The organism is Halomarina oriensis (assembly GCF_009791395.1).
In the GTDB taxonomy this organism is placed as follows: domain Archaea; phylum Halobacteriota; class Halobacteria; order Halobacteriales; family Haloarculaceae; genus Halomarina; species Halomarina oriensis.
Genome location: NZ_WSZK01000037.1, coordinates 18,145 through 29,138 on the forward strand (window position 1 = coordinate 18,145; position 10,994 = coordinate 29,138).

Here is a 10,994-nt window from a genome sequence, read left to right on the forward strand (position 1 = left end):
CGCTCCTTCTCCTCTTGTGTCCCGTCGGAGTGGGAGCAGCGACCCCGAGTGCTGGGCCACCAGATGGGATGCTGCTCGCCGACCAGCAAGGACCACCGAACGGAACGAACTCGAGCCAGAACGCTACTCGACCGGCCAGTGGTCTACCGACAGCCACGAACGCAACCAATGCGACCAACGTCTCGGGAGGTGGCGGTGGGTTCGGCATCGGCATTCCGGACCCGGTTGACCTGCTTTCCGAGATGGTCGGGGCACTCGCAGACGGCCTCATTGGACTCGGTGAGGGGCTTATCAGCATCTTCAACGGGTTCGTGTTCAACCTCCCAGCGCCCGGTGAACCCGACGCCCCCGACACGTGGGCGACCCCCAACGACGGGACGTGGTCGGGGGTGCAGGGGGCGATGGGATTCACGACAGCGCTCGCTATCGCGGTGTGGGCATTTGCCGGAGGACGGGCGTTTCTCGAGAGTGACGAGCGAACACGCCGCGCCGCCTTTCTCCGGTGTGGCTACTCTGGGGTGATGATTCTTCTTGGGATTGCGATTACGGGGCTGACGCTGCACCTCGCCAACGGCATCATTCAGGGCCTCGCCCCCGACGCGGAGGCGTTCTTCCAGACGCCCGAGGACGCCTCCAAGTTGGTCGTCGGGGGTATCGTCGCGTTCATTCTGGGCATCGTACAGACAGCGACGGTCATCGGCGCGCTGGTTGTCCTCGCACTCGAACGGATGCTCGTCTACCTGACGGTGTACCTGTGGCCGCTCGCGTGGGCCTGCCGAGCACACGACGGGTTCGTCAAATCGCTGGGCGAGACCGTGACGTACCTGTTCGGCGCGGTGGTCGCGCTGAAACTCGTCCAGGCGCTCATCGTTCGCTTACTGTTCGAACTCCCGCTGTGGGGGGAGGGTGCCGGGACTACGCTCGTCTCGATGCTGATGACCGTCGCCGGACTGGCGTTCGCGTTCATCATCTTCCCGAAGAATATGATCGACCACGCCAACGACGCTGCGTCGGTGTCGCTCGGGATGGGTGCTGCGACGTCCCGTGCTGGCGAATACGGGGAGCGGTCGGTCAACCGCGTGTACGACCGCGTCAACGGGACCTACCAGTCGTACCGAGGGTCCGGTGAGGGAACCGCAGCCCAGGGGCCCACGGTTGGCCATGTCGGCAGTCGCGAGCCAACGAACACCGGACGGAACACCGCCGGACCGCCCACGCCGCCGCCCACACATCGCGTCTACGTCAGCGATTCACCGAGTGACGACACTGACGACGGGCTTGACGCCAACGAGTGGGAACGACACCGCGAACGCATCGATTTTGAACGTGACAGAGGGTTCCAGTAATGACACGACAGCAGACGACAATCGACCGAGCACAGGCCGAGACGACTGACCGCGACCCGACGCAACTCGTCCCCCAGTGGGTCGACACCGGCATGCGCGTGCGCGTCCCCTTCGGCGACGAGGTCCCGGTCCGGAACTTCCTGTACGCAAGCCCCGGTGGGGCGTGTCTCGTTGCGGGCGTCTACGTCTTGCTGTTCGGTGGAAGCATCGCCCTTACTGCTCCGTTACTCGGATTTGGGGCACTCCTCGCCGCTATCGGGTATCGAATCGCGCGTAGCACGGACTACGCCGAGACGACGGCTGCCGACCGTGTTCTCGGGCCGCTTCGGTTTCGCAGGTTACAGCGCCGACTCCCGCTCACACAGGAAAAGGCCGCCGAACCGGCCACCAGTGGGAGGGGATGGATACGCCGTCTTCTGCCGTTCACCCCCGACCATTCGACGCAGGCACACGACGTTGCCCGGATTCTTGAGGGTGGAATCGCCGAAATGAACGACGGACGCCTCGTCGGGATGGTCCGACTCAACGGTCGAAACACCGATTTGCAGACGGATGAGGAGGCCCGACCGATGATCGGTCGGCTCCGAACGGCACTCGACGAGGACGTGACCGACATCCCGTTCCGCCTCTACTCGACGAGTCTCGATGCGAATCCTGAGGACGTGACTGCGGCCTATCGCCGTGCGTGGCACGCGAGCTACACCGGAGACGCCTGGCGCTGGATGCGTGAGTATCTCCGGTCGCTCGTGGGCTGGGAGACTACTGCGACGACCGACCTGTGGCAGAGTCGAGAGTGGCGCCACTACGTCGTGGTCTCCGTTGCACCGGACGACGTCGATCTCCCAACGTTCGACGAGTCGCAGGACGTCAACGAAGAGCGCCTCGCCTCACTTCGCCGCCGACAGCAACAGACAGCAGTACGTGACCGACTTGAGACGGTCGGCGGGGCCTTTCGACAGACGCCGGGCGTCGAGACCTCAGCCGTCGGCCCGGCCGAACTCGCGACCGTCGTTGCGCGCCGGTGGACAGGAACGACACACGAGTTCGACGACGCGGCGGTGACGAGTGCTGTGGACGCGGCAGTGTGGCCACACGCTGGCGAACCCGCCTCAGCAGACGACGTGGCGACGGACGCCCCACACCGACCGGGAGCTGTGACAGCCGACGACGGTGAGCAAGGGGCGACGGCTGCGGTCACCAGAGTTGGGCCGGGGACGATACGACCCAACGCTGACGTCTCGTCGCGCCTCGGTCGGGCGACGCCCGACGGAGGCACCGACACGGTGACCACGAGCAGCGACCGCCCTGTCGCATCGAGTACACACGCATACGACGACCCCGCAGACGACCCGGAACTAACCGGGGGTGAATCGGCTGACGCGTCCATACTCGCTCGCCTTCGTGACGGGCTGTTCGGCGATGCCGACCAATCCGATGAATCGCCCGACCGGGTGGCCGACCTCTTGGCCGGGGTGTACGACGTTGGTGACGGGTACGTGCGCGCAGGTGAACAGTACGCCCGAACCTACTGGATCGCTGGCTGGCCGACAGAACCGCGCGAGAAATTCCTCCGGGAACTCTACACGCTTCGCGGGGTCGATGTCGAGGTCAACCTTCGGTGTGAACCCTGCTCGAAAGACGCAGCGATGGCGCGGGTCAAAGACCGGATTGGCGAGGTAGACGCTGATATCGCAGAACGGAAGGAGGCCAGCGACGTCACGGCGATGCTCGAAGAGCGGGACATGGACCCCTACACCAAGATGTTCATCCTCCTGCACGAGACGCCCGCGCAGGCGTGGCAGCTGACGGGCTACGTCACGGTTCGAGCCGGGACGCGACAGGCGCTCGACCGGGCAGAGGAGTATCTCGCAGATGGTTTGCTCGACCAAAGTGATCTCTCGCTCGACGTCACGAAACGACAGGCGCTGGAGGACGCGAGTAGCCGAGTCCGGAAAGTCCTCGAACGGTCGCCCGCGCAGCTGACTCCTATCTCGTCGCCCCACCGGCAGGACGAACTGTTCACTGCGGCAGGTCCTCTCGGTCGCGATGCGTATGCCGAGGGGTCCCATCGTGACCGGTCGGCGTTTACGCTCTCGGGAACCATTGCCGCCGCATTCCCGCCAGTCGCGCCAACAGTCCAGCAGGACGATGGTGTACTCGTTGGCCGACTATCGAGCAACGGCTCGGCCGTCACACCGAACCCGTTCGACCCAGGACCAGCCCACCAGCTTGTGGCCGGTGACTCGGGGAGCGGCAAAACGACGTTCGTCGAGAAGAAGGCCCTTCGCTGGTGGGCGCAGGGCGAGGACCGAACGCTGATTCTCTGCGATACGATGGGCGAGTTCGCGGGTATCACACAGCTGTGTAACGGCGAGCGCATCACGCTCGACGGCACACAGACCATCAACCCACTCCATATCGAGGCGACGCCGGACGAGGTCCTCCAGCAACTCGACGTGGCACCGTTCGAGATGAAGTTCCAGGAGGCGGTCAACTTCATTCTAGACGTTATCGCAAACGACCCCGCGACGGCCGATCGGTTCGCACCGCTCGTGAAAGACGCCGTTCGGGAGACGTATCGCGAGGTAGGCGTCCGTCCGCGAGACCCCTCGACACATCGCGGTGAAAACAGTCCGACGATGGCTGACCTCCGAGCGACCGTCGACGACATGGGTGAACGCCCGAGCGAGTACGTCTCCTCGACACTGGAAGAAGAAGAGATTCGGAACAATGCGGGCCCGTTGCTCCGGCGGCTCTCCGGGTTCAAGCAGGACGGCGACCTGAGCGCGTTGACCGGCGAGACCGAGACGCGCATCAAACCCGGTGGGGTGTCGTATCTGGATCTCCAACAGATCGAGGGCCTCGGTGCGGCGGCCGACAAGAGCACGATGCTCATGTTGATGCTCGGGCAGGTGTATCAGGCGGTCAAGCGGTCGAGAGGGCCTGCGGTGTTCGTCATTGACGAGGCGCACTACCTGCTGCAGAGCCCCGAGATGCTGGCGTGGCTCCAGCAGGCCGCCCGCCACTGGCGACACTACGACGCCGGGCTCTGGTTCGTCTCACAGCACCCCGACGACTTCGCGGTCGGCAAGACCGACGAGATTCAGGAGTACCTTGACGCGATACGAGGCCAAACGACGGCGACAACGTTCTTCGCGACTGAGGACCTCACGGACGCGACCGCCGCGAAGTACGGCCTCAACGTACCGCAGGCCGAGTTCGTCCGGGGACGAGCGACACGCGGTGAGGCCGACGTGGGGTACACGGATTGTTTGATGGCGTTCGAAGAACGCGAAGGCTGGCATCACGTTGAGGTCCGCCTGCCGCCGCTGGAACTCCTCGTGGTCGAATACGACCCGGAGACCCACGGCGCGTTCGACGACTATCTGGAGGCACGTTGGAACGCTCGTCGACGCACGAACGGAGGTGACCACCCATGAGTGTGTTCGACCGCGTCCGCGACCAGCACACCGAGGAGTCGACCGGCTACGAGGCCACGTCGATTGGTGGTGACCTCGCCGACGTGCTCGCCGGTTCAGTGCAACGATCAGCCGTGACAGTGCGGCCGAACAAGGATAACAGTGGTATTGAGGCGATGGACGACGTCCTCGAAGCCTTGCATACGGTCGAGACTGACTCCCCACGGTTCCGGGGCCACTCTGAGAACGTCAGTCCGGCCCACGCCTTCGAGATGCGCTATGCCGCGCCGACACCGCAGAGCGAACGGGTCGTCACCCTCCAGTACATCGCTGGGTCCGACGGACTCGCGGGGACGCTTCGCCGGCAGCTGCAGACGCAATACCCGGACTCACACGTTGATGAGACGGATGCGACGTTCCTCCCGGGAGCGAGCACTGATGCAACGGACCGGTACGTCGCCGGGGCGCGGCTCGCCCTTCGTCGGTACTGCCTCTATCCGTTGAAGAATGTCGACTTGCCCGGCTTTCGGACGGACCCCACCGGGAGTATCCTCGAGGAGATGGTCGGCACCCAGGAAGAGGGGGCGGCTGACGCGGACGTCGCCGTCCAGATCATGTTCAAACCGGCCGCCCGCGACTGGACGGGAGGCATCGCTGATGGCTACGGCGTCGCGAACAGCGGCGACACTGCCGATGCACCGAGTATCGGAACCCTCTCGCACAATCTCAAGCAACCGGGATACGAGAAGCACCGGCTCCCCATCGGGAATCTGCCGGTCCTCGGGGCCGTCACCCGGTTCATCCCCGGTGTCGGCCACGAAGTGATCGAACACGATCCCTCGACGGTCGACCGGCAAGTCGCGAAACTACTCGAAGAACAGCAGGGTGAGAAGGGGTGGCGACTCTGCCTTCGGGTCGTCGCCGTCTCGGACGACCCAGACGAAGCGGTGACCCGCGCGTCGAAGACGGCCGGCATGTTCCGCAATTTCTACGAGTCGACCTCAGAGCAGACGTTCGTGCCACAACCGCTCGCCGGTGAGGCACTCACGGAGATGCTCGAGCAAGCCGGTCGTCGGGAGTTCGTCGACTCGGGCCTGGTCAAGGCCCAGCGGGAGGTCGCCGGCCTGGTCAACGTCCCCGAAGCCGACCACGTCAACACGAACAAGATGCGGTGGTCGCTCTCACGACCTGGTGAGGGAATCCCGCCCGAAACCCCGCGATTCGACTTCGACGCCCACGATGTCGCGGGAGCCACGAGGGCCGAAAAACAGCTGGCGATGCTCGATAGCGATGACCCCGAGGCACCCTACTGGTTCGGGTTCGGGCGGAAACACGGCATCGAAGCCGGGGTCGCCGCTGAGACGCTCAACACCCACACGTTCGTTGGGGGTGGCACAGGGAAAGGCAAGACAACGTTCCTGACGAACCTCGTCTCCCAGATCATGCAGCGCGGCCACGGCGCGCTCGTGTTCGATCCGAAGGGCGTCGATGCCGACGAATTCATTCGGGAGTGGCCGGCCGATCGTGACCCCGAAGAGTTCGTCTTCGTCGACCTGAGCGACGACTTCGACAAGCAGGTGCGATTCAACTTCCTCGAGGTACCGACCGACGCACCACCGGATTCCCGGGCCTTTTCATCGGCGGTTGAGGCACTGTGTGACGATCTCGTCGCGATGATGGCGCAGGCGGGGGGTGACGACCAGTACTGGGGGGCGTTGATGAACCGCGTCGCTCGCACGCTCATTCGTGGGATGGCCAAGTCCGAGCGGACCTGTACGCTGCTCGACCTCGCGTGTTGCTGTGCCGCCCCGGAGAACCGCGCACAGTTTCACGAGTGGATGAGTGAGGAGCGGATCCACTTCATCGAGGAGGCGGCCCGGCGAATTCGGATGAAAGAAGAAGACGACCTCGAACCGCTCGCAGGGCGGCTGGATCAGTGGATTCAGAACGACGCCGTGCGGAACCTCATCAGCGCGACCGAATCGACCGTCTCGCTCCAGGAGGTCGTCGAGGAGGGGAAGGTGGTCGTCGTCCGAAACGCCCCCACCTCCGGCGAGACGGAGAAGCGCCTGTTCGCGACTGCGTTGATTCGGCGGGCATGGGTGGCGGCTCGCGAGTCGACTGACGCGCCGCCATTCTATGTCGTCTGTGACGAGTTCGACTCGATCGTCACGAAGCAGTCGAACATCCACTCGATTCTCTCCGAAGCACGGGCGTTCGACTTCTGTCTCACGCTCGCCTGTCAGAATCCCTCGAACCAGCTCCCCGACCGGGTTGCGCAGGCAATCGCCAACCAGTGCGAGACGTTCATCACCTACAATCCGGGTGGACGACGCGACGCAAAGTTAATTCAAGCCCAGCATTCGCCCGATGTCGACTGGGAGGACCTGACGAACCTCTCGAAGTACCGCTTCTACATGCGGACCCACGACAGTAACGACGAACTGACCCACTCGTACCAGGTCGATGCGTTCCCGCCGACGGCCGACGTCCGCCGAGAAGTCACCGGTGAGCCTGGGATGTCTGACGAGGACCTCCGGTGGTTCAAACGTCGTAGCATCGCTCGCAACGGCACGGAACGACCGACCGCACTGCAGCAAAAAGGCGAGTCACACTTCTACGATGTCGACTACGAACGCGGCTCGTCGACTGGCCTCCGTGGTGAACGGAACGATGAGCCAGCCGACACGCCACGCATTCCGGCCACAACAGACCGCCGACAGCGCGTCTGTAAGGCGCTCTACGACGAAGCACTGCAGTCCGGCAGTGCAGACCGATACGTTGCAGCGAACGCGTCTGCCGACCGTCTCACCGCGTATCTCGATATCGATGTCGAGCACCGCAGTCAGCTTTGGGCGCTCGTCGACGACATCCCTGATGAGTACGTCGAGAGCGAGACCCGGGATGATGGTGTCTACCTTCGGTGTACGAGGGCTGGTGCGACCGCGATCTTCCAGACCGGCGCTGCAGCGAACAGTGGTGGGCCTGGGCACCGTGAACTATTGCGTGATGTCTATGGCCCGCTGACCGCACTCGGCGCGCGAATCGAGTTGCTCGAACAGACTGGTGAGACGCAACCAGACGGTGTCGGAACACTCGTCGACATCCAGCCGACGCGGGAGACGTCCACAACGACGCCACTTCGAGAGCAGCGTGCGGCGATGGAAGACGCGTTCGAGCGCTTCGTGGAGGAGCATCCCATCCTCGCGGTGTTGACTGACGGTGGGACGTTCCATCTGGAGGCCGAATCGTCGACCGGTGCGACGAAACCAGCCCGAACGCTCCACAACCTCGCCCAGGCCGCGAACCAAGGGCGCACCTGCCTGTTTGTCTGTCGGCCATCGACGGCACATACCATCTGGGACACGCTGACCGACCCACCGTTCTGTACGACCCACGGCATGGAAGCAGGCCAGCGATTCTACAATCATCGGGACTTGCGGATCGACGGCGACCTGATGCTTCGACCAGCGAGCGGTGACCAGAGCGTCTGGACGCAGGATGAGGATGGCGAGTACCGACTTTCGGATGGGACTGGTGAGGAGCTCGCTCGGTTCCCAACTGCAGACGCCGTGTTCGATGAACCAGAGCGGTATCCAGCCACAAGTGCGACACTCGATTCAGAAGGAGACGACTGGGTTCCGGTCAAGAAACCGTTCGTGCCGGAGCACGCCTTCGATGGACCAGCACCAACGAGTGCCGACTGGCACATCGTCGTCGTCCCGCCCGATGTGACGGGCCCCGAGGACCTCGGCCTGTATCGCAATGGCGAGACGATACCGTTCAGTGATGTCGACGCGTTCCGGGATAGATTCGTCACGACCGACACAGCACAGGATTTAGCCGAAGAATCTGAGGACAGCAGCAGTACGCCAACCGACGATGCTGTGGATGATTCCGAGAGTGGCCAGGACGACACGGACGACGAGACGCGGTTCCGGAGGTTCTAGTCGTGAAGCTGATTCTCGACCGCCGTCGCCAGCGTGTTGTAGGCGCTCTTCAGCTCCTGCACGTCCGATTCCAACGCCTTGATACGCTCCTCACGTCGGTTGAGGTCCCGTTCGAGATCCTCGATATGTATGACCAGATCCTGGAATGTCGTCGGAGCGGTAGGTCCAGGGCGTTCGAGGTAGGTGACACCCTGTTCAGTCGTGTCCCAGACTTTCGAGGGCGAGCCACCACCCTCCGCCTGACGGCCGACGACCTCGACGAGGCCCCATTCTTCGAGCCGAGTGAGGTGGTAGTGCATACTGCCGGAGGGAATCGAGACGGCTTCCCGCAACTGTCCGGTTGGCATCCCATCCGCAGCAGCGTGAACCGTCGCGAGGAGCTTCGCCTGGTCCTCGGACATTTCGTCGTCGATTTGCTCGAACAGTGGCGGGGTCTCGTCCGATGTGTCAGACTCCATTGGGTGATTCTATGCAGTACTAATCGAACTACGGCCTTAGCAATTATGGCTCTAATACAGCCTGTCGAAAAATCTCCGACAGAGAATACCCATCCAGAGGCTATAATCCACTCACCGAAACGAACCGCACAGCGCGAGGCTAGCTCTCAGATTTTCGAACGACAATTGGCACTGTCCAGCGGCGTCTGTCGGGCGACCCGAAGAGGCGGGCCGCCACGTGAGCGGTCCACTTCGACTATGATTGACGATGCGTCTCATCAACGACCCAGTGCTGGCCGCGGCCAGCAGTCTGCCCCCGAGTATCGTTTCGATAGAGGAGCGCTCACATCGTCACGCGTAGCGGAGGGGCCCCGATGACTGGTGAGCCGCCATCGCCGGCAGATGTCCCTGACGCCTTGGCTGAGTATGAGCAGTGGGTCGGGTGGCGCTCGGAGGAACGCGACGAGAAGCAGACGAAGATTCCAATCGATCCATCGACGGGGCAGTACGCCTCGTCGACAGACCCCGAGACATGGGGTGGGTTCGAGGCCGCCGTGGCCGCTGTCGAGCGTGGCGACGGCGCCGGTGTTGGCTTCGTCTTCACTGATGAGGACCCGTTCGTGGGTGTTGACCTCGATGACTGTCGCGACCCCGAATCGGGCGAGCCGGCACAATGGGCTGCTGAGATCATCGAGACGCTCAACTCCTACACGGAGGTGAGTCCGTCTGGCACGGGCTACCACGTGCTCGTCTGTGGAACGCTGCCTGAGGGGCGGAATCGCCACGGTGACGTCGAACTGTACGAGACGGCGCGATACTTCACCGTCACCGGGGCGTACGTGGGCCGCCAGCGAACAATCCACGAGCGACCGGAGGAACTCGCAGCGGTTCACCGCAAGCATGTCGCCCAGACTTCCGAGGACACTGGTGACGAGGGGGCGGTGGCTCCGGGTACTCCAACCGACCCGTCGGGGAGTGTCGGCCTCTCGGATGACGACCTTCTCGAGAAAGCCCGGTCAGCGCAGAACGGCCAGAAGTTCTCTGCCCTGTGGCGTGGTGATACCAGCGGGTACGACAGCCACTCGGAAGCCGACATGGCGCTGTGTTGTTTGCTGGCGTTTTGGACCGGTGGAGACGCCGCCCAGATCGACCGATTATTCCGTGAATCGGGGTTGCTCCGTGGGAAGTGGGACGACATCCACTTCGCCGATGGCTCGACGTACGGGGAGAAAACCGTCGAACGGGCGATCACCGCTACCAGCGAGTTCTATAATCCTGACGGTGGTCGGACGCGTCGTGACGATTCGTCTGTGAGCGACACATCCAACGCCCCAGCGGAGTCCACGGGGCTGGTCAGGAAACTCCGTGAGGTCGTCGAACAAAATCATCAGCTTACCGTACAGGTCGACGCACTGACCGAGACTGTCGAACAACAGGCCGAGACTATCGAGCGACAGGCTGCACGGCTCGAATCGCTCGAAACCCGACTCGCGGCCGTAGAGGACGAGCTCGATGAGGCGGAACCGACAGGGCTGCACGACTCGGCACGCGTCGCCGATCAGCGCAGCAACAGCGTGGCCACCAGTACTGGAGACACCGACAGCAGCAGTGAGGCACGCGGTGGTACCGACGAGGACTCCGGGAGTGACACGACGGACTCGTTCATGGGCCGAGCACGGCGCTTCGTCGGCAAGGACTCAGAGTAACCCCTGCGTATTTCGCGCCCACGAGCGGCGAGGGCGCACCCTGCGTGCCTTCGTACTCATGGCTAGTAACCACACAGCGACCAGCAGCGACGCAGAGCCATCGAACCCGTTCGAGAGCGAGCAGGCCCACGAGTGG

General features: G+C 63.5%; 5 protein-coding genes. 4 read left to right on the top strand and 1 reads right to left on the bottom strand.

The annotated features are described in order from the left end of the window. The first annotated feature begins 68 nt into the window (after positions 1–68). Genes GQS65_RS19355 through GQS65_RS19365 form a run of 3 tightly spaced genes read left to right on the top strand, consistent with a single transcriptional unit; the run spans position 69 to position 8,715 of the window. Entirely contained in the window at positions 69–1,346 is a 1,278-nt protein-coding gene (locus GQS65_RS19355) for a hypothetical protein (protein WP_158206271.1), read from the top strand. Further along, positions 1,346–4,786, top strand: coding sequence for a VirB4 family type IV secretion system protein (locus tag GQS65_RS19360; RefSeq protein ID WP_158206272.1), 3,441 nt, complete (start codon positions 1,346–1,348; stop codon positions 4,784–4,786). Before GQS65_RS19355 ends, GQS65_RS19360 begins: the two co-directional genes overlap by 1 nt. Further along, a complete protein-coding gene (locus tag GQS65_RS19365) occupies positions 4,783–8,715 on the top strand; it encodes a type IV secretion system DNA-binding domain-containing protein (protein ID WP_158206273.1) in 3,933 nt (1,310 codons plus the stop codon). The genes GQS65_RS19360 and GQS65_RS19365 overlap by 4 nt, the downstream gene beginning before the upstream one ends. On the opposite strand, the gene GQS65_RS19370 is transcribed toward GQS65_RS19365, so the two are convergent. Then, a complete protein-coding gene (locus GQS65_RS19370) occupies positions 8,712–9,173 on the bottom strand; it encodes a helix-turn-helix domain-containing protein (RefSeq protein ID WP_158206274.1) in 462 nt (153 codons plus the stop codon). The two genes, GQS65_RS19365 and GQS65_RS19370, sit on opposite strands and share 4 nt — an antisense overlap. Positions 9,174–9,526: 353 nt before the next feature. On the opposite strand from GQS65_RS19370, the gene GQS65_RS19375 reads away from it, so the two are divergent. Next, positions 9,527–10,858, top strand: a complete 1,332-nt coding sequence (locus GQS65_RS19375) for a phage NrS-1 polymerase family protein (protein ID WP_199268512.1) — start codon at positions 9,527–9,529, stop codon at positions 10,856–10,858. Positions 10,859–10,994: the final 136 nt, after the last annotated feature.

Coding starts and splice junctions, on each gene's coding strand:
- GQS65_RS19355 (WP_158206271.1), top strand. CDS start 69: ATGCTGCTCGCCGACCAGCAAGGACCACCGAACGGAACGAACTCGAGC.
- GQS65_RS19360 (WP_158206272.1), top strand. CDS start 1,346: ATGACACGACAGCAGACGACAATCGACCGAGCACAGGCCGAGACGACT.
- GQS65_RS19365 (WP_158206273.1), top strand. CDS start 4,783: ATGAGTGTGTTCGACCGCGTCCGCGACCAGCACACCGAGGAGTCGACC.
- GQS65_RS19370 (WP_158206274.1), bottom strand. CDS start 9,173: ATGGAGTCTGACACATCGGACGAGACCCCGCCACTGTTCGAGCAAATC.
- GQS65_RS19375 (WP_199268512.1), top strand. CDS start 9,527: ATGACTGGTGAGCCGCCATCGCCGGCAGATGTCCCTGACGCCTTGGCT.